The 21945-nt window shown below is 72.9% G+C and carries 20 protein-coding genes and 2 pseudogenes; 14 read left to right on the top strand and 8 right to left on the bottom strand.

The features are described from left to right. The first annotated feature begins 3 nt into the window (after positions 1-3). The 8 genes from tal to N8I86_RS30880 all read left to right on the top strand — a co-directional run bounded on the left by tal (position 4) and on the right by N8I86_RS30880 (position 9146). Positions 4-1146, top strand: coding sequence for a transaldolase (gene tal, locus N8I86_RS30915; protein ID WP_073891630.1), 1143 nt, complete (start codon positions 4-6; stop codon positions 1144-1146). After that, positions 1146-2735, top strand: coding sequence for a glucose-6-phosphate dehydrogenase (zwf, locus tag N8I86_RS30910; protein ID WP_263279222.1), 1590 nt, complete (start codon positions 1146-1148; stop codon positions 2733-2735). The genes tal and zwf overlap by 1 nt, the downstream gene beginning before the upstream one ends. After that, a complete protein-coding gene (gene opcA, locus N8I86_RS30905; protein ID WP_073891634.1) occupies positions 2732-3658 on the top strand; it encodes a glucose-6-phosphate dehydrogenase assembly protein OpcA in 927 nt (308 codons plus the stop codon). The genes zwf and opcA overlap by 4 nt, the downstream gene beginning before the upstream one ends. 1 nt (position 3659) lies before the next feature. After that, positions 3660-5321 (top strand): glucose-6-phosphate isomerase, encoded by a 1662-nt coding sequence (gene pgi, locus N8I86_RS30900; protein WP_263279221.1) that lies wholly within the window; start codon positions 3660-3662, stop codon positions 5319-5321. 2 nt (positions 5322-5323) lie between these two features. Then, positions 5324-6202 (top strand): phosphogluconate dehydrogenase (NAD(+)-dependent, decarboxylating), encoded by an 879-nt coding sequence (gene gnd / locus N8I86_RS30895; RefSeq protein WP_073891638.1) that lies wholly within the window; start codon positions 5324-5326, stop codon positions 6200-6202. A gap of 6 nt (positions 6203-6208) precedes the next feature. Then, positions 6209-6802 (top strand): histidine phosphatase family protein, encoded by a 594-nt coding sequence (locus N8I86_RS30890; RefSeq protein ID WP_263279220.1) that lies wholly within the window; start codon positions 6209-6211, stop codon positions 6800-6802. Between the two features lie 45 nt (positions 6803-6847). Continuing rightward, on the top strand, positions 6848-8305 hold the full coding sequence (locus N8I86_RS30885; protein WP_263279219.1) for a pentapeptide repeat-containing protein: 1458 nt from the start codon (positions 6848-6850) through the stop codon (positions 8303-8305). Between the two features lie 175 nt (positions 8306-8480). After that, positions 8481-9146, top strand: coding sequence for a TetR/AcrR family transcriptional regulator (locus N8I86_RS30880; protein WP_263279218.1), 666 nt, complete (start codon positions 8481-8483; stop codon positions 9144-9146). 37 nt (positions 9147-9183) lie between these two features. Here N8I86_RS30880 and N8I86_RS30875 read toward each other — a convergent pair. Then, a pseudogene (locus N8I86_RS30875) lies at positions 9184-9779 on the bottom strand (TetR/AcrR family transcriptional regulator). A gap of 104 nt (positions 9780-9883) precedes the next feature. On the opposite strand from N8I86_RS30875, the gene N8I86_RS30870 reads away from it, so the two are divergent. Next, positions 9884-10762 (top strand): NAD(P)-dependent oxidoreductase, encoded by an 879-nt coding sequence (locus N8I86_RS30870; RefSeq protein ID WP_263280176.1) that lies wholly within the window; start codon positions 9884-9886, stop codon positions 10760-10762. Positions 10763-10784: 22 nt separating this feature from the next. Here the strand turns inward: N8I86_RS30870 and N8I86_RS30865 are convergent, their stop codons facing one another. Continuing rightward, positions 10785-11222: a PPOX class F420-dependent oxidoreductase gene (locus tag N8I86_RS30865; RefSeq protein WP_073891651.1), complete on the bottom strand. Its 438-nt coding sequence runs from the start codon at positions 11220-11222 to the stop codon at positions 10785-10787. Between the two features lie 110 nt (positions 11223-11332). Here N8I86_RS30865 and N8I86_RS30860 point away from each other — a divergent pair, with 110 nt between their 5' ends. The 4 genes from N8I86_RS30860 (at position 11333) to N8I86_RS30845 (ending at position 15172) form a co-directional block, all read left to right on the top strand. Further along, positions 11333-11917 (top strand): TetR/AcrR family transcriptional regulator, encoded by a 585-nt coding sequence (locus N8I86_RS30860; RefSeq protein WP_073891653.1) that lies wholly within the window; start codon positions 11333-11335, stop codon positions 11915-11917. Further along, positions 11914-13263 carry an MFS transporter gene (locus N8I86_RS30855; protein WP_263279217.1) on the top strand — a complete coding sequence of 450 codons (1350 nt, stop codon included), beginning with the start codon at positions 11914-11916 and terminating at the stop codon, positions 13261-13263. Before N8I86_RS30860 ends, N8I86_RS30855 begins: the two co-directional genes overlap by 4 nt. Before the next feature lie 64 nt (positions 13264-13327). Beyond that, entirely contained in the window at positions 13328-14551 is a 1224-nt protein-coding gene (locus N8I86_RS30850; RefSeq protein ID WP_263279216.1) for a serine hydrolase domain-containing protein, read from the top strand. A gap of 24 nt (positions 14552-14575) precedes the next feature. Further along, positions 14576-15172, top strand: coding sequence for a hypothetical protein (locus tag N8I86_RS30845; RefSeq protein ID WP_263279215.1), 597 nt, complete (start codon positions 14576-14578; stop codon positions 15170-15172). Positions 15173-15312: 140 nt separating this feature from the next. Here N8I86_RS30845 and ribA read toward each other — a convergent pair whose 3' ends face one another. Next, a complete protein-coding gene (gene ribA / locus N8I86_RS30840; RefSeq protein WP_263279214.1) occupies positions 15313-15972 on the bottom strand; it encodes a GTP cyclohydrolase II in 660 nt (219 codons plus the stop codon). 39 nt (positions 15973-16011) lie between these two features. Here ribA and N8I86_RS30835 point away from each other — a divergent pair, with 39 nt between their 5' ends. Then, entirely contained in the window at positions 16012-16776 is a 765-nt protein-coding gene (locus N8I86_RS30835; RefSeq protein WP_317633654.1) for a creatininase family protein, read from the top strand. A 143-nt stretch (positions 16777-16919) separates the two neighbouring features. Here the strand turns inward: N8I86_RS30835 and N8I86_RS30830 are convergent. The 5 genes and pseudogenes from N8I86_RS30830 to N8I86_RS30810 all read right to left on the bottom strand — a co-directional run. Then, positions 16920-17846: pseudogene (locus tag N8I86_RS30830) on the bottom strand (lysylphosphatidylglycerol synthase transmembrane domain-containing protein); the annotation flags it as partial. A gap of 104 nt (positions 17847-17950) precedes the next feature. Next, positions 17951-19117, bottom strand: coding sequence for a class I SAM-dependent methyltransferase (locus N8I86_RS30825; protein WP_263279212.1), 1167 nt, complete (start codon positions 19115-19117; stop codon positions 17951-17953). Then, positions 19114-20313 carry a glycosyltransferase family 4 protein gene (locus tag N8I86_RS30820; RefSeq protein WP_404830883.1) on the bottom strand — a complete coding sequence of 400 codons (1200 nt, stop codon included), beginning with the start codon at positions 20311-20313 and terminating at the stop codon, positions 19114-19116. The genes N8I86_RS30825 and N8I86_RS30820 overlap by 4 nt, the downstream gene beginning before the upstream one ends. Positions 20314-20342: 29 nt before the next feature. After that, positions 20343-20741, bottom strand: coding sequence for a 6-pyruvoyl trahydropterin synthase family protein (locus tag N8I86_RS30815; protein WP_073891665.1), 399 nt, complete (start codon positions 20739-20741; stop codon positions 20343-20345). A gap of 111 nt (positions 20742-20852) precedes the next feature. Then, positions 20853-21842, bottom strand: coding sequence for a zinc-dependent alcohol dehydrogenase (locus N8I86_RS30810; protein WP_073891667.1), 990 nt, complete (start codon positions 21840-21842; stop codon positions 20853-20855). Positions 21843-21945 lie beyond the last annotated feature (103 nt).

Raw genomic sequence — 21945 nt, 5'->3', positions numbered from 1 at the left:
AAGATGAGTACCGTGACCGAAGCAATCGCCACCGCCGGAGCCCTGAAGCGCCTGTCGGACGAGGGTGTCTCCGTCTGGCTGGACGACCTGTCGCGCACCCGGATCACCTCGGGCAACCTGGCCGATCTGATCGAGAACCGCAACGTCGTCGGTGTGACCACCAACCCGTCGATCTTCCAGGCCGCCATAGGCTCCGGCGAGGGCTACGAGGAGCAGCTGAGCGACCTCGCCGTCCGCGGGGTCACGGTCGACGAGGCCGTACGGATGATGACGACCGCCGACGTCCGCGCCGCCGCCGACGTGCTGCGCCCCGTGTACGACGCCACCGGCGGCCGGGACGGCCGGGTGTCCATCGAGGTCGACCCGCGGCTCGCCCACGACACCGCGGCCACCGTCGCCGAGGCCAGGCAGCTCGCCTGGCTGGTGGACCGGCCCAACGTGATGATCAAGATCCCGGCCACCCGGGCGGGTCTTCCGGCGATCACCGAGGTCATCGGCCTGGGCATCAGCGTCAACGTGACACTGATCTTCTCGCTGGAGCGCTACCGCGAGGTCATGGCCGCCTACCTGGCCGGTCTGGAGGAGGCCCGCGAGCGGGGCGTCGACCTGTCGGGGATCCACTCCGTGGCGTCCTTCTTCGTCTCCCGCGTGGACGCCGAGATCGACGGGCGGCTGACCGCCCTCGGCACCGACGAGGCCCAGGCGCTCAAGGGCCGCGCGGCCCTCGCCAACGCCCGCCTCGCCTACCAGGCCTACGAGGAGGTCTTCGCCTCCGCGCGCTGGACGGCCCTCGCCGGGGACAGGGCGAACCGCCAGCGGCCGCTGTGGGCGTCCACCGGGGTGAAGGACCCCGCGTACAAGGACACCCTGTACGTGGACGAGCTGGTCGCACCGGGCACTGTCAACACCATGCCGGAGGCCACCCTGAACGCCACGGCCGACCACGGCGAGATCACCGGCGACACCGTGACCGGCGGCTACGCGCAGGCCCACGCCGACCTGGCCGCCGTGGAGCGGCTCGGCATCTCCTACGACGAGGTCGTCCGGAAGCTGGAGGACGAGGGCGTCGCCAAGTTCGAGGCGGCCTGGCAGGACCTGCTGCGGGCCGTCACCAAGTCCCTGGACAGCAAGGGAGTTGACGCGTAATGACGAACCAGGCCCCGGAGGCCCCGGCCGCGCGACAGGACGTCCGCGTGCCGGTGGCCCCGGCCGCCGACTGGGTGAACCCGCTCCGGGACACCCGCGACCGCCGGCTCCCCCGCATCGCGGGCCCGTCCGGTCTGGTCATCTTCGGCGTGACCGGTGACCTGTCCCGCAAGAAGCTGATGCCGGCCGTGTACGACCTGGCCAACCGCGGCCTGCTGCCGCCGGGCTTCTCCCTCGTCGGGTTCGCCCGCCGGGACTGGGAGGACCAGGACTTCGCGCAGGTCGTGCACGACGCGGTGCGCGAGCACTCGCGCACCCCGTTCCGGGAGGAGGTGTGGCAGCAGCTCGCCGAGGGCATGCGGTTCATCCCCGGCGACTTCGACGACGACACCGCGTTCAAGCAGCTGAAGGACGCCGTCGACGAACTGGACGCCTCCCGTGGCACCGGCGGCAACTTCGCGTTCTACCTCTCGGTGCCGCCGAAGTTCTTCCCCAAGGTCGTGCAGCAGCTGAAGAAGCACGGCCTGGCGAGCCCACCGGAGGGCTCGTGGCGGCGCGCGGTCATCGAGAAGCCGTTCGGCCGCGACCTGGCCAGCGCGCGCGAGCTGAACGCGATCGTGCACGAGGTGTTCGAGCCGGACCAGGTGTTCCGCATCGACCACTACCTCGGCAAGGAGACCGTCCAGAACATTCTGGCGCTGCGCTTCGCCAATCAGATGTACGAGCCGATCTGGAACCGCAGTTACGTCGACCACGTGCAGATCACGATGGCCGAGGACATCGGCATCGGCGGGCGGGCCGGCTACTACGACGGCATCGGCGCCGCCCGTGACGTCATCCAGAACCACCTGCTCCAGCTGATGGCGCTCACCGCCATGGAGGAGCCGATCGCCTTCGACGCGGAGGCACTGCTCACCGAGAAGCTGAAGGTGCTGAAGTCGGTGCGGCTGCCGCAGGACCTGGGCCGCAGCACCGTGCTCGGGCAGTACGCGGGCGGCTGGCAGGGCGGCGAGAAGGTCGTCGGCTACCTGGAGGAGGACGGCATCGACCCCCAGTCGAAGACCGACACCTTCGCCGCGATCAAGCTGGGCATCGACAACCGCCGCTGGGCGGGCATCCCGTTCTACCTGCGCGCCGGCAAGCGGCTGGGCCGCCGGGTCACCGAGATCGCGGTGGTCTTCAAGCGGGCCCCGCACTCGCCGTTCGACTCCACGGCCACCGAGGAGCTGGGCCAGAACGCGATCGTCATCCGCGTCCAGCCCGACGAGGGCATGACCGTGCGGTTCGGGTCGAAGGTGCCGGGCACCTCCATGGAGATCCGGGACGTCTCCATGGACTTCGCCTACGGCGAGTCCTTCACCGAGTCCAGCCCCGAGGCGTACGAGCGCCTCATCCTGGACGTGCTGCTCGGCGACGCCAATTTGTTCCCCCGTCACCAGGAAGTGGAAGAGTCCTGGAAGATCCTCGACCCGATCGAGGAGTACTGGGCGGCGCACGGCAGGCCGGCGCAGTACGCGTCGGGCAGCTGGGGACCGAGGGAAGCGGACGAGATGCTCGCACGAGACGGACGGAGCTGGCGCAGGCCATGAAGATCGACCTGACCGACACCACGGCAAGCAAGATCAACAAGGCGCTGGTGCAGGGCCGCCGCGCCATCGGCACACCGGCCGTGGGCATGGTCCTGACGATGGTCATCGTCACGGACGAGGAGAACGCCTACGACTCGATCAAGGCGGCCGAGGAGGCCTCGCACGAGCACCCCTCGCGCACCCTGGTCGTCATCAAGCGGCACGCCCGCACCCTGCGCGACCGCACCGCCTCGCGCCTCGACGCGGAGGTCCGGGTCGGCTCCGAGGCGGGCACCGGCGAGACGGTCGTCCTGCGCACCTACGGAGAGGTGTCCGACCACGCCGACTCGGTCGTCCTGCCGCTGCTGCTGCCGGACGCCCCGGTGGTCGTGTGGTGGCCGGTGGACGCGCCCGAGGCACCGGCGAAGGACCCCCTGGGCGCGCTGGCCCAGCGGCGGATCACCGACCTGTACGCGGTCGAGCGGCCCATGGAGGTCCTGAACAACCGCGCCCGCACCTACGCCCCCGGCGACACCGACCTCGCCTGGACCCGGCTCACGCTGTGGCGGTCCATGCTGGCCGCCGCGCTGGACCAGGCACGCGTGAAGGTGACGTCGGCGGCGGTCGAGGCCGAGGCCGACAACCCCAGCGCCGAGCTGCTCGCCCGCTGGCTGGAAGCCCGGCTGCACGTCTCCGTGGACCGCGTGGTCACCGCCGGACCCGTCGTCACCGCCGTGAAGCTGGGTACCGGTACCGGCGAGATCGTCATCGACCGTCCCGAGGGCCCCCTCGCGACCCTGACCCTGCCGGGGCAGCCGCCGCGCACCCTCGCCCTGAAGGTCCGCCCCACCTCCGAACTCATCGCCGAGGAGCTGCGCCGCCTCGACGCCGACGAGATGTACGCCATCGCCCTGACGGGCGAGGCAGCCAAGGAGAACGCCTGACATGTCCGACGCCCCGTCAGACACCACCGAGCTCAACCGCCGGCCCGAGTGGACGGCCCTGGCCGACCACCGCGCCAAACAGCAGCCGCACCTGCGCGAGCTGTTCGCGACTGACCCCGGCCGCGCCGAGCGGTACGTCGTCGAGGTCGGCGACCTCCACATCGACTACAGCAAGCACCTGATCATCGACGAGACCCTGGCCCTGCTGAGAGAACTCGCCGAGGCCACGGGTGTGTTCGCGTTGCGGGACGCGATGTTCCGTGGTGAGCGGATCAACGTCACCGAGAACCGGGCGGTACTGCACACGGCGTTGCGTGCGCCGCGGGACGCGGTGGTCGAGGTCGACGGTGAGAACGTCGTGCCCGGTGTGCACGCCGTGCTGGAGAAGATGGCCGCTTTCGCGGAGCGGGTGCGTTCGGGTGAGTGGACCGGTCATACCGGCCGGCGGATCCGGAACGTGGTCAACGTCGGGATCGGTGGGTCGGATCTGGGTCCGGCGATGGCCTATGAGGCGCTGCGTGCGTTCACCGACCGTGATCTGACGGTGCGTTTCGTGTCCAATGTGGACGGTGCGGATCTGCACGAGGCCACGCGGGATCTGGATCCGGCGGAGACGCTGTTCGTCATCGCGTCGAAGACGTTCACGACGATCGAGACGATCACCAACGCGACGTCGGCCCGCTCGTGGGTGCTGGACGCGCTGGGTGATCAGGCGGCGGTGGCGCGGCATTTCGTGGCGCTGTCGACGAACGCCGAGAAGGTGGCGGAGTTCGGTATCGACGTGGCGAACATGTTCGAGTTCTGGGACTGGGTGGGGGGCCGGTACTCCTTCGACTCGGCGATCGGGCTGTCGTTGATGATCGCGATCGGTCCGGAGCGGTTCCGGCAGATGCTGGAGGGTTTCCGTCTGGTCGACGAGCATTTCCGGAGCGCGCCGGCGGAGGCGAACGCGCCGTTGCTGATGGGGCTGCTGGGGATCTGGTACGGCAACTTCCATGACGCGCAGTCGCATGCGGTGCTGCCGTACGCGCATTATCTGTCGCGGTTCACGGCGTATCTGCAGCAGCTGGACATGGAGTCCAACGGCAAGTCGGTGCAGCGTGACGGTGAGCCGGTGCACTGGCAGACGGGTCCGGTGGTGTGGGGCACGCCGGGTACCAACGGGCAGCACGCCTACTACCAGTTGATCCATCAGGGCACGAAGCTGATCCCGGCGGACTTCATCGGGTTCGCCCGTCCGGTGGGTGAGCTGCGGGGTGAGCTGAGGGACCAGCACGATCTGCTGATGGCGAACTTCTTCGCGCAGACGCAGGCCCTGGCGTTCGGCAAGACCGCCGAGGAGGTCCGTGCGGAGGGTGTCGCGGAGGAGCAGGTCCCGCACCGCACGTTCCCCGGCAACCGTCCCACCACCACGATCCTGGCCCGGGAGCTTACCCCCTCGGTCCTCGGCCAGCTCGTCGCGCTGTACGAGCACAAGGTGTTCGTCCAGGGCGCGATCTGGAACATCGACTCCTTCGACCAGTGGGGCGTCGAACTCGGCAAGGTCCTCGCCAAACGCGTCGAACCCGCCCTCACCGAAGGCGCCGACGTCCCCGGCCTCGACCCCTCCACCAAGGCACTCGTCGCCGTCTACCGCACTCTCAAGAACGCTCAGGAGAACTGATCATGCAGCTCGGTCTCATCGGTCTCGGCAAGATGGGCGGCAACATGCGCGAGCGGGTCCGCCGCGCCGGCCACACCGTCATCGGCTACGACCGCAATCCCGAAGTCTCCGACGTCAAGAGCCTCGCCGAGCTGGTCGAGAAGCTGGACGCGCCCCGCCACGTGTGGGTGATGGTCCCGGCCGGCACGGCCACCCAGGGCGTCATCGACGAGCTCAAGGACCTGCTGTCCGAGGGCGACACCGTGATCGACGGCGGCAACTCCCGCTGGACCGACGACGAGAAGCACGCCGCCGAACTCGGCATCAAGGGCATCGGCTTCGTCGACGCGGGTGTCTCCGGCGGCGTGTGGGGCCTGCAGAACGGCTACGCGCTCATGGTCGGCGGCGACAAGGAGCACGTCGAGAGGCTGAAGCCGGTCTTCGACGCCCTCAAGCCGGAGGGCCCGTACGGATACGTCCACGCGGGCCGGGTCGGCGCCGGGCACTTCTCGAAGATGGTCCACAACGGCATCGAGTACGCCATGATGCAGGCCTACGCCGAGGGCTGGGAGCTGCTGGAGAAGGTCAAGTCGGTGGACAACGTCCGCGAGGTCTTCCGCTCCTGGCAGGAGGGCACGGTCATCCGCTCCTGGCTGCTCGACCTCGCGGTCAACGCCCTGGACGAGGACCAGCACCTGGAGAACCTGCGCGGCTACGCGGAGGACTCCGGCGAGGGCCGCTGGACCGTCGAGGCGGCCATCGACAACGCGGTGCCGCTGCCCGCGATCACGGCCTCCCTGTTCGCCCGGTTCGCCTCCCGGCAGGACGACTCGCCGCAGATGAAGATGGTCGCGGCGCTGCGCAACCAGTTCGGCGGCCACGCCGTCGAGAAGAAGGACTGATCCGCCGTGGGGGACCTCCTGCTGGTCCGCCACGGTGAGACGGAGTGGAGCGTGTCGGGCCGGCACACCAGCTGGACCGACCTGCCCCTGACCGGGCACGGCGAGGAACAGGCCAAGTCCCTCGCCCCGCTCCTCACCGGCCGGACCTACGCCCTCGCGCTGTCCAGCCCGCTGGGCCGCGCGATACGCACCGCCGAACTGGCGGGTCTGCCCGGGGTCGTGACCGATCCCGACCTGCACGAGTGGGACTACGGAGGCTACGAGGGCGTCACCACCGCCGAGATCCACCGCGCCCGGCCCGACTGGGACCTGTGGACCGACGGCGTGCCGCCCGGCCCGCAGGGACACCCGGGCGAATCCCCCGCGGAGACCGGCGCCCGCGCCGACCGGGTCCTGGCCCGCGTCGACGCCGCCCTCGCCGAGGGCACCGGCGACGTGGTCCTCGTCGCCCACGCCCACTTCCTGCGGGTCCTCACCGCGCGCCGCCTGGGCCTGCCCCCGGCGGAGGGCCGCCTGTTCCAACTGGCCACGGCCACGGTCAGCCGCCTCGCGACGGAGCACGGCCGCCCGGTGATCGCGGAGTGGAACGTGCGTCCGTAAACAGGCGGTTGACACGGTTCCCGGGGCCCGCCAGAGTCACGGCCGATGGAGATCAACGATCCGACACCGGCCGAACGACGACTCCGGCGGGCCTTCGCCACGGGGGCGGAGGTGGACTTCCGCGACGAGAGCGGCGACACGGCCGGACGGTGGGGACCGGAACGGACCGTCCGCGCCCGCGTGTTGCGCACCCTCCTCCTCGACGGCCCCCGGGAACCCGGCGAGACGGCCGCCCTCAAGCTCAGGGGGGCGCGTATCACCGGAACGCTGGATCTGCGGGACGCCACGGTCGAGAACGTCGTCCACCTCACCCACTGCCGCTTCGACGACGCTCCGCTCCTCGACGGCGCCCATCTGCGCTATGTCAGCCTGCGCGACTCCGAGTTGCCCGGTCTGATGGCGACCCGCGCCCGAACCGACGGCAACCTGCGGATGACGCGCTGCCGGTTCGACGGGCCCGTGCGTCTCGACGGGGCGCGCATCGGCGGAGTGCTGCTCCTGGACTCGGCGGAGCTCACCGCCGGGGAGGCGGCCGGGACCACGCTGCGCCTCAACCATCTCGCCGTCGCCGACGACCTGTACGCACCGGGTCTGTCCGTCCGCGGTCCGGTGCGCCTGGACGGCGCCGATGTCGCCGGGTCCGTCGACCTGACCGGGGCGCGCCTGGAGAGTGCGGGCCCGGAGGCCGTCCTGCACGCGCAGAGTCTCGCCGTGGCGGGCGATGTCCTGCTGCGCGAAGCCCGTGTCACGGGCCGGACCGACCTGCGCGGCGCGCGCGTCGCGGGGCGCCTGGACCTGTCGTACGCCGACCTGTCGCACCCGGGGCGGACGGCGCTGCGGGCGAGCAGCGCCACGATCGGCGAACTGTGGCTGCGCGCCGGTCCGGCCGTGCGCGGAACCGTGAACCTGCGCCGCTCCCAGATCGACGTGCTCTTCCTGGACTCCGAGAAGGTCACCGGCGAGGTCCTGTTCAACAGCCTCGGCTACACCTCCCTCACCCCGCACGAGCCCGCCGAGCACCGGCTGGCCCTGCTGGAACGCGACGGCGACGGCTATGTCCCGCACGCCTACGAGCAGTTGACCGCCGCCTACCGCCGCATCGGCGACGACCACGCGGCACGGCTGGTACAGCTCGCCAGGCAGCGCCGCCACCGCCGCACCCTGCCGTGGTACGGCCGGCTCTGGGGCTTCGCCCAGGACGTCACCGTCGGCTACGGCTTCCGGCCGCTGCGGGCCGCCGGGTGGCTGCTGTCGCTGCTGGCGATCGGCTCCGTCGCCTACGCCCTGCACCATCCGCAGCCGCTGAAGGCGGGCGAGGCGCCCCCGTTCAGCCCGGTCTTCTACACCCTGGACCTGCTGCTGCCCGTGATCTCCTTCGGGCAGGAGTCGGCCTTCGCGCCGCGGGGCTGGTACCAGGCCCTCGCCTACGCCCTCGTCCTGACCGGCTGGATCCTGGCGACGACCGTGGTCGCCGGTGTCACCCGTGCCGTCAGCCGGCAGTGAGGGCGTGCGGGCGGACCTCCCGAGGGCGCCACTGACGTACCGGCCAGTCCATCAGTGGCGCAGGCCGGGGCCGGGTGTGACGAAGACCCCGGCCGGTACGGGCGGTCCGGCTTCTAGAATCACCGCACGCGAACGCGCGTGCCGCCCAGGCGTCCCCTGGCCCCGAAGGAATCCGATGACGAGCGTCGAAGAACCGCCGCGATCCGCGGGACGCGTGCGCGACGCCGCCCGCACCCGGGCCGAGATCCTCGACGTGGCCACGCAGGAGTTCGCCCGCGCCGGCTACGACGGCGCCCGCGTCGACGAGATAGCGGCGCGCACCCGCACCACGAAGCGGATGATCTACTACTACTTCGGCGGCAAGGAGCAGCTGTTCACGGCCGCACTGGAGCGGGCCTACGGCGCGATCCGGGAGGCCGAGCGACAGCTGGACGTGGAGCACCTGGACCCGGTCGCGGCGATCCGGCGGCTGGCCGAGGTCACCTTCGACCACCACGAGCGGCATCCGGACTTCATCCGTCTGGTCAGCATCGAGAACATCCACGGCGCCGAGCACATCGCGGCCTCGGGGAAGCTGGACCGGATCGGCTCCCCGGCGCTGGAGGTGATCCGCCGGATCCTGTCGGCGGGGCAGGAGTCCGGGCTGTTCACGGCCGACGTGGACGCGGTCGACCTGCACGCGGTGATCAGCTCGTTCTGCTTCTTCCGGGTCGCCAACCGGCACACCTTCGGGGTCCTGTTCGGCCGGAACCTGGTGGATCCGGGGCAGCGCGAGCACTACCGGACCATGCTCGGGGACATGGTGATCGCGTACCTGACGGCGGACCGCGCCGCCGGCTGAGCTCCGGCCGGCCGCGCCGAGCCCACTCGGGCCGCTTTCACCGCGCGCCGGTCGCCGCCTCGTCGAGGAGGGGGCCGAGTTCGCGTGCGACCGTGGTCAGGGGGCGGCGTCCTGTTCGGCGCGGGCGAGGATGATGGCGCCCTCCAGGCTGCTGATCATCAGCGTGGCCAGGTTCCCGGCGCGGCGGGCCGGTACGCCCATGCCGGTGAGGGCCTCGGCGAGCGGGCCGCGCCAGGTGGCGAACGCGGCGGCCGCCGCCTCGCGGGTGGAGGCGCCGGCCGAGGCGCAGTCGACCGTGGCGGCGGCCACCGGGCAGCCCTTGGCGAATCCGTCCGTACGGTACTCCTCGGTCCACTGCCCGACCATCGCCGCGAACAGCGCGCTCGGTGTCGGTTCGTCGAGCCCCTCGAGGAAGCGCGCGATCCGCCCGCCCGCGTACCGGCCGGCCCAGTCGACGGCCTCGTTGACCAGCTGCTCCTTGCCGCCCGGGAAGTAGTGCTGGAGGGAGCCGCGCGGCGCCCCGGCGTGCTCGGCGACGGCGCGCATGCCGGTCGAGGTGACCCCGTCGCGCCGGATGAGCTGGGCCGCGCTGAAGACCATCCGCTCCCGCGGTCCCCGCCGCTCATCGCCCATGGTCCGACCTCCGCTCGCCTCCCCCCCACTCTATGACGGGTGACATAACGCCCGCTACTATGACCACTGTCATAGTCAGGCCCGCGTCGGCGGAGGGCGGCCCCATGGACATCGGATTCCTCGGTCTCGGCGTCATGGGCCGGCCCATGGCGCTGCGTCTGGCCTCGGCCGGCGTCCCCCTGGTGGTGTGGAACCGGACCCCGGAGCGCGCCGAACCCCTGCGCGCGGCCGGGGCCCGGGTCGCCGACGGCGTCGACGAGGTGTTCGCGCGGGCGGACGTGGTGCTGCTGATGCTGGCCGACGAGGCCGCCGTGGACACGGTCCTCGGCCGCGGCACCCCCGGACTGGCCGCACGCGTCGCGGGGCGGACCGTCGTCCACATGGGCACCACCTCCCCCGAGTACTCCCGCGCCCTGGAGGCCGACGTGCGCGCCGCCGGCGGCCGGTACGTCGAGGCACCCGTCTCCGGATCCCGGGTCCCGGCCGAACAGGGGCAGCTGGTGGCGATGCTCGCCGGGGAGGAGGACGCCGTGGACGCCGTACGGCCGCTGCTCGCCCCCCTGTGCCGGGAGACGTTCGTATGCGGTCCCGCGCCCGGCGCCCTGCTGATGAAGCTCTCCGTGAACCTCTTCCTGATCACCCTCGTGACCGGACTGACGGAGGCGTTCCACTTCGCCGAGCGGCAGGGCCTGGACCGGCGGCTGTTCCTGGACGTCCTCGACGCGGGCCCCATGGCCAGCGGGGTCTCCCGGATGAAGGCGCCCAAGCTGCGTGAGCGGGACTTCGCGGTGCAGGCGGCCGCGCTCGACGTGCTCAAGAACAACCGGCTCATCGCCGAGGCGGCCCGCGGGACCGGCCTCGCCTCACCGCTCCTCGACGTCTGCCACGCCCTGTTCGAGGAGACGGTGGCGCAGGGGCACGGCGGCGAGGACATGGTCGCCGTCCTGCGGGCGATCGAGGCGCGGACCGCCGGGACCCGGTGACCGCTTCCCGGCGGGCCGCGCCTCAGCGCTTCGGGGCGCCGTACGCCCGCTCGACGCGCAGCCGCACCACGAGACGGCGGTCGCGGACCATCGCGGCGCGGTACTCGTCCCAGTCCGGGTGTTCGCCGAGCACCTCGCGGTAGAGCCGGATCAGTTCCTCGACGGTCTCGTCGTGCGGGTCGCCGGCGACCGGCGTCAGCTCCGCCGTGCCCTCGGCGACGGTGTACGCCCAGCGGTCGGCGCTGGTCACGTGGTACGAGGCGCGGGGGTCGCGGCGCAGATTGCGGGTCTTGGCCCGGTCGTCGGTGACCGAGATCCGGATGGTCCGCTCGTCCGGGTCGTAGGCGTGGCTGACGTTGGACAGCTGCGGGCGGCCGTCGCGCTTGAGGGTGACCAGCACCCCGCCGTGGCCTTCGGAGAGCAGTTCGAGCAGCGCGTCCTGCGCGGAGTCCTGGTTCATATCCGTGTCAACTGTCGCGGGCCGTGCGGGCATTCCCCGGCGCCGGATCGGCGGACACCACTCGGTCACCTCGGTAGACACTGTCTACACGCCCCTGGTAGACAGTGTCTATGACCGAATCCGACACCACCCTACGCGACCGGCTCGTCGACGCCGGCGTGGAGCTGCTGGCTGCCGAGGGGCCGCAGGCGCTGACCCTGCGGGAGATCGCCCGGCGCGCGGGCGTCTCGCACGGGGCGCCGCGCCGCCACTTCCCCACCCACCGGGAACTACTGTCGGCCATCGCCCGGCGGGGCTTCGCCGAGCTGGCGGCCCGGACCGAGTCGACGCTCGCCCGGGAGGCGGCGGCCGGTCCCCGCGCCCGGGTGGCGGCCCTGGCGCGGACCTACGTGGAGTTCGCGCTGGACAGCCCCGGCATGTACGAGCTGATGTTCCGTCACGATCTGCTGGAGAGCGGTCACCTGGGGCTGCGGGAGACCAGCCTTCCCCTGTTCGCGCTGCTCACGGAGCTCGTCGGCCGGGCCGCCCCCGAGGCAGAGGCCCGGCTGGTGGCCGGTGCGCTGTGGGCGAACCTGCACGGCCTCGCCCAGCTGTGGCGCTGGCGCAGCCTGCAACTGGCCGTCGGAGAGGCGGACTTCGGACCGCTCCTCGACGCCGTGCTGCTCGCGCACCTCGGCCCCGGCGACGACCGGTGAACCGGCGGTGGACGCTGGTGAGCAGCGTGGCCGGCGCGGTGATCGTCGCCCTGGACGGCACGGCCCTCACCGTCGCGCAGCCCAGCCTGCAACGGGAGTTGAAGGCGGGCTTAGCGGGCGTGCAGTGGACGAGCACCGCGTATCTGGTCGCGGTGGCGAGCCTGCTGGTGTTCACGGGGCGGCTCGGCGACCGGTACGGGCACCGGCGCATGTTCGGCCTCGGCATGCTGGGCTTCGGCGCGGTCTCGGCGGGCATCGGACTCGCCCCGAGCGTGGAATGGGTGATCGGACTGCGAGCTGCGCAGGGGGTGTTCGGTGCGCTGCTCCAGCCCGCGACGCTCGGCATGCTGCGGGCCGCGTACCCGCCGGACCGGCTGGCGAAGCCCCTCGCCGTGCGGACCGCCGCCATCGGACTGGCGGCGGCAGCGGGCCCGTTGGCGGGTGGGGCGCTGGTGTCCGGGCTGGGCTGGCGTGCGGTGTTCTTCGTCAACGTGCTGCCCGCGCTGGCCTTCGGACTGCCGGCCCTGCTGCGGCCCGAGCACCGACCGGCGCACCTGCGGACTCCGCTGGACCTGCCGGGTGCCGCACTCCTCGCGGTGACCCTGGGCTGTCTGGTGCACACCCTCGCCGGCCGGTCCGCCTCTCCGACGGGTGTGGTCGTCGCCCTGCTCACGGCCGCCGCTCTCGTCCGGCACGAGCGGCGCACGGCGAGTCCGCTGCTGCCGCCCGAGGTGATCGGCTCCCGGGCGGTCGGGGCGGCCCTCGGCGTCCTGGTCACCGTGTCCGCGTCCCTGTTCGGCACCCTGTTCGTCGCCACGTACGTCCTTCAGCGCCGGCTCGGCATGGACGCGTTCCGCAGTGCGGTGATCAGCCTGCCGCTGGCGGTGCTGATGATCCTGTCCGCCGTCCTGTGCCCCCGGCTGCTGCGCAGGCTGGGCACGCGCCGGGCGACGGCGGGAGCGACGGCGCTGCTCGCGCTCGGTGTCCTCGTACTGTCCGCTACCACTGCGGTACCCGTCCTGGCCTGCGGGTTCGCGGCACTGGGCGCGGGGTTCGGCACGGTGATGGTGACGGCCACCCACGTGATCGTGCACCGGGCGGACGTGGCGGTGGCCGGAGTGGCGGGCGGGCTCCAGCAGACCGCGCTGAACATCGGCCCCGCCGTGGGCGTGGCCGCGGCGGCGGCGCTGCTCGGCGCGGGCACCGGGCCGGCCCTGCTCACCCTGGCGGCCGTGGCCGCGCTCGCCGTACCCCTGAGCGGCGCGCTGCCCACCGCCGCCGACGTCACCTCGCGCACGGAGAGCGCCGACGAGCGGGTCCCCGGCGGCGTTCCTGCGCGATCATGAGGGACGGGTGGGTGCCGGTGGGGTAGACGGTACGCACCGCGAGGGACGCGAGCGGAGGAGAGCGATGGGACGACTGCGGCTGGAAGCCGAGCCCGGCGAGGTCGGGCTGGACGCCGAGGCGCTGGCCCGCCTGGACCGGTGCTTCGCCCGGCACGTCGACGAGGGGCGGCTGCCCGGCCACCTGGTGGCCGTGGCCCGCGGCGGGCGGGTCGCCCACCTGACGGCGTACGGCCTGCGCGACGTCGCGGCCGGGCTGCCGGTCGAGCCGGACACCCTGTGGCGGATCTACTCGATGACCAAGCCGGTGACGGCCGTCGCGGTGCTCATGCTGGCGGAGGAGGGCGCGCTGTCCCTGGACGATCCGCTGGAGCGCCATCTGCCGGCGTTCGCCGAACCGCGTGTGTACGAGGGGGGTTCGGGCGCGGGCGTACGCACCCGCCCGGCGGCCGGGCCCATCCTGCTGCGGCACCTGCTCACCCACACCGCCGGCCTGACGTTCGGCTTCTATCACAAGCACCCGGTCGACGCCCTGTACCGCGAGGCCGGCCTGGAGTACTCGGTGCCGCCGGGCGCCGGTCTGGCCGAGACGGTCGAGGTGTACGCGCGGATGCCGCTGCAGTTCGATCCGGGCACGCAGTGGAACTACTCGGTCGCCTCCAATGTGCTCGGCCGGGTCGTCGAGGTGGTCTCCGGGCAGCCGCTGGACGCGTTCTTCGCCGGGCGGATCCTCGGCCCGCTCGGCATGTCCGACACCGGCTTCCAGGTCCCGCCCGAACAGGCCGGGCGGCTGGCCGAGTTGTACGGCGAGACGGAGGAGGGCGGGATCACTCCGGTGCCGGGGCTGCCGGTGCACGGCCGGCCGCGGTTCCTGTCCGGCAGCGGCGGCCTGGTCTCCTCGGCGCTCGACTTCCACCGGTTCATGGAGATGCTGCGGCGGGGCGGTGAGCTGGACGGTGTCCGGCTGCTGTCCGCGAAGACCGTCGCGGCGATGACCCGGAACCAGCTGCCCGGCGACGCGATCCTGCGGGAGTTCGGCGCGCCCGTCCACCGGGAGCCCGGCATGGACGGTCTCGGCTTCGGCTTCAACGTCTCCGTGGTGGTCGATCCGTCCCGCACCCTCGCCCCGTCGAGTCCCGGCACGTACGGCTGGACCGGCGCGGCCACCACCGCGTTCTGGGTCGCCCCCCGTCACGACCTCACGGTGCAGTTCATGAGCCAGGTGCGCCCGAAATCCCTGAAGCTCTTCCCGGAACTGCGCCGCCTGGTGCACGAGTCGATCGTGGACTGACGGCCCAGGCCTACAGTCCCACCCATGGGAATCACCACCGCCTGGAGCATCACCGCCCACGACGACTCGTTCATCGCCGAGTTGGCGCCACGCGCTCTGCCGCTGATCGAGGCGGAGCGGAACGAGCCGCTCGCCCGTGACCGCTGGGCCCGCTGGACGGCCGGGGGTATGACGGCCGAACCGTCCGAGGAGTTCCTGGATTTGGTGCGGGGCGGTGGGCATGTCCAGCGGATGTACGACGGGCTGTCCGAGGACGACCCGTTCTCCCTGCTGGACGACGTGTGGGGCCAGGAGGACATCGGCGACCGCGTCTTCCTCGCCGTGCGGAGCAAGGACTGGGCCGTGTGGTCCTTCTTCCACGCGGTCGGGCCCGACCGGGCCGCGCTGCTCCCCGGGTGGTGCGGCACCTTCCTGCTCACCTCGGCCGAGGTGCGGGCCACTCTGCCCGATGTCGAACGGGCGTTGGCGTTCCGTCCGGTGGACCGGGCCGTCGCCGAGCGGCGGGACTGGCTGGAGTACTCCGACGGCGAGGAGTCGGTCCTCGACGGCCCACTGCGCCTGTGGCGGCTGGCGGCACGGCGCGGACTGGGGCTGTGCGGTGTCTCCGTGGTGATCTGCTGAGAGGTTCACGCGGCCGCCTCCTGGAGGCCGAGCCCCCGGGCCGGTGGACGTCCACGGTCGCACCGGACGCGGGGGCGGCCTGGAGGGGCGCCGCCGGGCACCGCACCCGGCGGAGTGTCGAGGCGGCCGCGGCCCCCGGATCAGGAACCGTGGGCGACGGCGTCCAGATGCGGCAGGTGGTGGTCCATCCGCTCGCGCTTGGTCCGCAGATAGGTGATGTTGCTCTCGCACGGCTCGATGAGCAGCGGTACCTGCTCGGCGACCTGGACGCCGTGCCGGACGAGCGCCTCCCGCTTGCGCGGATTGTTGGACATCAGACGCACCGAGCGGACCCCGAGGTCGTGCAGGATGTCCGCGGCGACACCGTAGTCCCGGGCGTCGACCGGCAGGCCCAGCGCCAGGTTGGCCTCGACCGTGTCCAGGCCCTCCGCCTGGAGCGCCATCGCGCGCAGCTTGGCCAGCAGGCCGATGCCGCGGCCCTCGTGGCCCCTCAAGTAGACGACGACGCCGCTGCCTTCGGCGACGACCGCACGCATCGCCGCGGCCAGCTGGTCACCGCACTCGCAGTGCTGGGAGCCGAACGCGTCGCCGGTCAGGCACTCCGAGTGCAGCCGCGTCAGCACGCCCTCAGCACCGATCTCGCCGTACACCAGGGCGACTTGCTCGTCGCCGCGGTCGTGGTCCAGGTAGCCGATCGCCTGGAATTTCCCGTACACGGTGGGCAGCGGCGCATTCACGACGCGTTCCGCGCCCGAACGCCGCGGGGACTTCTTGCCGAGGACACCGATGTTTTCTGTCATGATCTGATTCCTAAGCAGAGATGAAAGGCCGTGAGAAAGATGACTGGTTCGGGCGCGCGTACGGTGGCACACGGGGTGCTGCCGACGGACACCACAGAAGATGTCCGGACGCGGGGGGCGGGCGTTTCAGCACAGGTGGCCGTCCTTCCCGTGGGGAGTTTCGAGCAGCACGGTCCGTTCCTTCCGCTGGCGACCGACACGCTGATCGCCTGCACCGTGGCGAGGGAGATCGCCGCCGCGTACCCGGTGCACCTCCTGCCTCCGCTGACCGTCGCGTGCTCGCACGAGCACGCGGACTGGCCGGGGACCGTCAGCATCTCCGCCACGACGCTGCACGCGGTGGTGCGGGACATCGCCGAGTCGCTGCGCCGCTCGGGCGTGGAGGCGCTCGTCGTGGTCAACGGGCACGGCGGCAACTACGTGCTGGGCAACGTCGTCCAGGAGGCCTCCGCGCGCGGCGAGCGGGCGGCCCTGTTCCCGGCCTCCGAGGACTGGGAGGCGGCCCGGGAGCGGGCCGGGGTGCAGACCTCGCTGCTCACCGACATGCACGCGGGAGAAATCGAGACCTCGATTCTTCTGCACGCTCACCCCGAATTCGTCCGCCCTGGTTACGAGTCCGCCGATTTCATCGCCGACGACCGTCGTCATCTGCTCACCGTGGGAATGTCCGCCTATACCGAATCGGGCGTCATCGGCCGCCCTTCCCTGGGTTCGGCGGAAAAGGGGAAGGAACTGCTGACGAGCCTCGTCGAATCCTTCGAGCCGTATTTCGCGTTGCTCACCTCGGCCGGCCGGCAGGGGTAGTCCGCCGCGGGTGCGCGGCCGGGGTCCGCCGACGCGGCTCCGGCCCGCAGGCCCGCGTACCAGCGGGCGACCAGGACGACGGCACCGGGCAGGCTCGCGACGAAGCTGAGCACGCCGTAGACGACGGCGACCGCGACCCCGCTGCTCGCGCCGAGCCCGGCGGCGCCGAACGCCCAGGCGGTGACGCCCTCGCGGGGGCCGAAGCCGCCGACGTTCAGCGGCACGCCCATGGCGACCAGGGCGAGCACCGCGAGCGGCACCAGCGCCGCGACCGACGCTCCGGAGCCGGCGACGCGGGCCGCCACCACGAACATCGCGAGGTGGCCGGCGAGGACGACGGCCGAGGACAGCGCGATGCCCGGCCCGCCCTGCCGGGAGAGCAGGCCCTGCCGGGTCTCGCGCAGCACGGCGTGCAGGGCGCCGCCGCGCCGCGCGGGAGCGCGGTTCAGGCGGACGGCGAGGACGACGGCGAACGCCCCGGCGGCCGCGAGGGCCACCAGCGGGGCGAAACCGCGGACCTCGGCACGCACCGGCGACGGCAGCGTCACCAGCACGGCCGCTCCGAAGAGGGCGAGCGCGACCTGCCCGGCGACCCGCTCCAGCACGACCGCCTTCACCCCGCGCCGGACGTCGCCGGCGCTCTGCCCGTGCCGCACGGCCCGGTGCACGTCGCCGAGGATCCCGCCGGGCAGGGCCGCGTTCAGGAACAGTGCCCGGTAGTAGTCGGCGACGGCCGGCCCCAGCGGCAGCCGGAGGAGCAGCCCGCGGGCCACCAACTGCCAGCGCCACGCGCTGAACACGGTGGTGACCAGGCCGATGCCGAGGGCGGCGAGCACCGTCCGGGTGTCGATCCGCCGCAGCCCGTCGAGCAGCGGGCCGGTACCGAGCCGCCACAGCAGCGCGCCGAGGATGACCACACCGGCGGCGGTGCCGAGGTGGGTGCGCAGGGCCCGCGCACCGGAGCGACGGCCGGCCGGGCCCTGCTCCGCACCGGGGGCTTCGGGGGCCACGGTGACCGTTTCGGCGCCGGGGCGGGTGCCGGCGGAGGGTGTCCTGGGGGGACGGACCATGACCGCGTCACGGGTACGGCCCGTACCGGACGTTCTCCTGCGCGTGCCCGGCGTGGCGGCGGTCCGCGCCTCCGTCGCCGCGCCCGCCGTCGCCGCCCGGGTGCTCATGACACGCCCCCGAGGGGACCGGGCAGCGCCAGCAGGTCGCTGTGGTGGATGACCACGCGCAGTTCACCGGCCGCGCAGGCGGCGAGCCGGTCGCGCAGGTAGCGCTCGGCGCGCTCGCGCAGTTCCGGGCGCTGCTCGACGGCCGCGCCCACCCAGCCGCGCAGCCACTGCTCGGTCAGCGCGGCCTCGTCCGGGCCGAGCCGCCAGGGGCTCGGTGCCACCCGTACGGTGACGCCGCGCTCGCCGAACGCCTCGCAGGCCGCAGCGATCGCGTCGGGGCCGAGCAGCCCGTCGCGCCGCTGGTGGGCGTTGAACGCCTCGGCGATCTCGGCGTCCAGGGGGTCGGCGGGGACGAGTTCGACCCGTCCGGCGACGGACAGCGTGAGCAGCGCGGGGCAGCCGGCCCCGGCACAGGCCTCCGCCAGGGCGCCGATCTCGTCCTCGGTCAGGACGTCGAGCAGCGCGGACGCGGTCAGCAGCGCGGCCCCTTCGAGCGCGTCCGGGGTCAGCCGGGCCACGTCACCGCGGCGCGTCTCGACCGTGACGCGGCTGCCGTCGGCGGCGGAGCGCGGGGAGGCGACGGCCGCGAAGTGCAGCAGGTAGGGGTCGCGGTCGTGGAGGACCCAGTGCTGGGCACCGTCGAGCCGGGGCGCCAGCCAGCGGCCCATCGACCCGGTGCCGCAGCCGAGGTCGTGCACGACCAGTCCGCCCTCCTGGCCCGGCATACCGGCCAGCCGGGCGCGCAGCGGGTCCAGCAGCTCCTGCGCACGGGCCGCGGCGTCGGCGCTCTCCCGCAGCTGGAGCCACTCGGGCGCGTAGCGCGGCGGCTCCTCCGAGCCGCCGTCCCGCAGCCGTACGGTGGCCCGTTCACCCGGGCGGCCGACGGGTCCGGCACCGGCGATGACCGGGGCGGGGGCGCCCTCGTCCGTCGCGTCGCCGGCGGCGTCGCGGTCCTCGGCGCCACGCGCCGCTTCGTCCGGGGCGTCCACGATCCGCGCCTCCTCGTGTGCCGGACCACCGGCGTTCCGCATGACGGCCTCCCGCTCGCTGTCCGTTCCGGTCCCGGACTCCGCCTCGCCGGGGCCGGGCTGGGCCGGGATCGACCCGCCCGGCGTCTGCCGGGCCGTGGCCGGCCCGCCAGGTGCGGTCCTCTGGGTGCTCATGCCGCCCTCCGCGGGGGTTCGGGGAGCCGTCCGAGGACTCCGGCGAGGCTGCGGGCCGTGGTGGCCCAGCCGTCGAGCGCGGCGCGCCGGCCCCGGGCGGCGGCCTTGAGACGGCGTCGTACGTCGGGCTCGCCGAACCAGCCGCGCAGTTCCGCCGCGATCGCGGCCGGCTCCTCCGGCGGGACGAGAATGCCGGGCACCCCGCCGTCGGGGGCGCGGCCGACCGCCTCGGGCAACCCGCCCACGTCGGTGGCGAGGACGGGGATGCCGCGGGCGAGGGCCTCGGTGACCGCCATGCCGTAGGTCTCGGCGTAGGAGGTGAGGACCATCAGGTCGGCGGCCGCGTAGGCGGCGTCGAGGGCGGCGCCGGAGCGCGGCCCGGACAGCTGGAGGCGGTCGGTGAGGCCGTACCGCTCGATGAGGGCGCGCAGCTCGGCGACGTACTCGGGGTCGTGGCCGAGGCCGCCGACGCATTCGCAGGTCCACGGCAGGTCCCGTACCGCCGCCAGTGCCTCCACGAGCCGGTGCTGCCCCTTGCGCGGGGTCACCGCGGCCACGCACAGCAGCCGGGAGACGCCGTCGGTGCCCGGCGCGAGGGGCGCGATGTCGGCACCCGGCGCGGCGACGTGCACCCGGTCCGGGGCGAGCCCGTGGTGGGAGACGAGACGGCGCACCGCCCAGTCGCTGGTGGCGATCACCGCGGGCACCGCCCGCAGCACCGCGCGCTCGCGGGCGTCGAGGTCGGCGGCCACGTCCGGGGCGAGACCGGTCTCGTCGCCGAGCGGCAGATGGACGAGGACCGCGAGCCGCAGGCGCTGCGCCTCGGGGACGACGATCTCCGGTACGCCGCAGGCCACGATTCCGTCGAGCAGGACGACCGAGTCGTCGGGCAGGTCACCGAGGGTCCGGGCGAGGCCCTCCCGGGCGTCCCGGCCGGGGCTCGGCCAGTCGCCGGGCACGGCGTGCCGGGCCACCTGCCAGCCGAAGCCCGGCAGGTCCAGGCAGACCCGGCGGTCGTAGGCGTTGCCGCCGCTGGGCGCGGCCGGGTCGTCGACGCCGCCCGGCATGACGAAGTGCACGGTGCGCAGGGACATGGAGATGATTCCGGCGGTGTCGGCGGCGATGGGCTGCGCGGGCACGTACGTGAGGCGTGGCCGCTCCACGGTGTCGCGGCTCCCGGTGCCGAGGCTCGGCACGGACGGCTCCGGACCCACGGTCAGATCGGTCACAGGTCACGCTCGTAACTCGCCCAGGCGATGTGCGACTCGTGCAGGGTGACGGTGAGGCCGGCGAGGCCCTTGGCGCCCTCGCCGAGGGCACCCTTGTGGACGCGTTCGGCGAGCCGGTCGGCGATGACCTTGGCGAGGAACTCGGTGGAGGTGTTGACCCCCGCGAACTCGGGTTCGTCGTCGAGGTTGCGGTAGTTCAGCTCGGCGACCACGGCGCCCAGTTCCTGCGTGGCCAGACCGATGTCGACCACGATGTTGTCCTCGTCCAGCTGCTCGCGGCGGAACGTCGCGTCCACGAGGAACGTGGCGCCGTGCAGTCGCTGCGCGGGTCCGAACACCTCGCCGCGGAAGCTGTGGGCGATCATGATGTGATCGCGGACGGTGATGCTGAACAACGGACGACCCTCCAGGTGCGGCGCGTCTGGTCCCCCGGCCCTTGGCCGCCGGGGGATGCCGTGTAGTACGGCTCTTCGCTTCCCCGTGTTCAGCCCCCTCTCACTCTTTTCTCAGGTCAGACCCGTCTCGGCGTACCGCACCCGGTGGCACAGGGCGGGGATCTCCCCGGAGGCGAGCCTGGGCATGACGTCCGGTAGATCGTCGAAGGCGCTCTCGCCGGTGACGAGCGCGTCCAGCGCCGGGTCGGCGAGCAGGTCGAGGGCGAGGGCCATCCGGTCGGCGTAGGTGCGGCCGGCGCGCGCCGCCGGGGAGACGGTGCCGACCTGGCTGCTGCGCAGGGTGAGCCGGCGGGAGTGGAAGGCCTCGCCGAGCGGCAGGGCGACCCGCCGGTCGCCGTACCAGCTCAGTTCCACCACCGTGCCCTCCGGGGACAGCAGTTGCAGGGCGCGGGCGAGGCCCTGCTCGGTGGCGCTGGCGTGCACGACGAGGTCGCAGTCGCCGAGGGCGTCGGCCGGTGCCGCGAAGTCGACGCCGAGCGCCTCCGCGGTCTTCGCGCGGGCCGGGTCGGCGTCGACGAGCTGCAGCCGTACGCCGGGGAAGCGGGCGAGCAGCGCGGCCACCGAGCAGCCGACCATGCCGCCGCCGATCACCGCGATCCGGTCACCGATCAGCGGCGCGGCGTCCCACAGGGCGTTCACCGCGGTCTCCACGGTCCCGGCGAGCACGGCCCGGGCGGCGGGCACCCGCTCGGGCACGACGGTCACGGCGCTCACCGGAACGACGTAACGGCTCTGGTGCGGATACAGACAGAAGACCGTACGGCCGATCAGCTCAGCCGGGCCCTCCTCGACCACGCCGACGTTCAGGTAGCCGTACTTCACCGGGCCCGGGAAGTCACCCTCCTGGAACGGCGCCCGCATCGCGGCGTGTTGGCTCTCGGGCACGCCCCCGCGGAAGACCAGCGTCTCGGTGCCGCGGCTGATCCCGGAGTACAGGGCACGCACCAGCACCTCGTCCTCGGCGGGCTCCGCGAGGGTGACGTCACGCAGCTCGCCGTGGCCGGGCGAGCCGAGCCAGAACGCGCGGGCGGAACGGTTCATCGGCATCCTCCTGAACGATCGGCAAGTTGTTCACGTACCGAGAAGTGCACAGGCCGCGCAGAGTACGCGGCGTTGATCGACTCTGTCACTCGGCCGGAGGGTG

This window comes from Streptomyces albidicamelliae (genome assembly GCF_025642175.1).
GTDB lineage: Bacteria > Actinomycetota > Actinomycetes > Streptomycetales > Streptomycetaceae > Streptomyces > Streptomyces albidocamelliae.
Note: the sequence above shows the minus strand (reverse complement) of the source record. Positions and strands in the feature narration are given on the sequence as shown.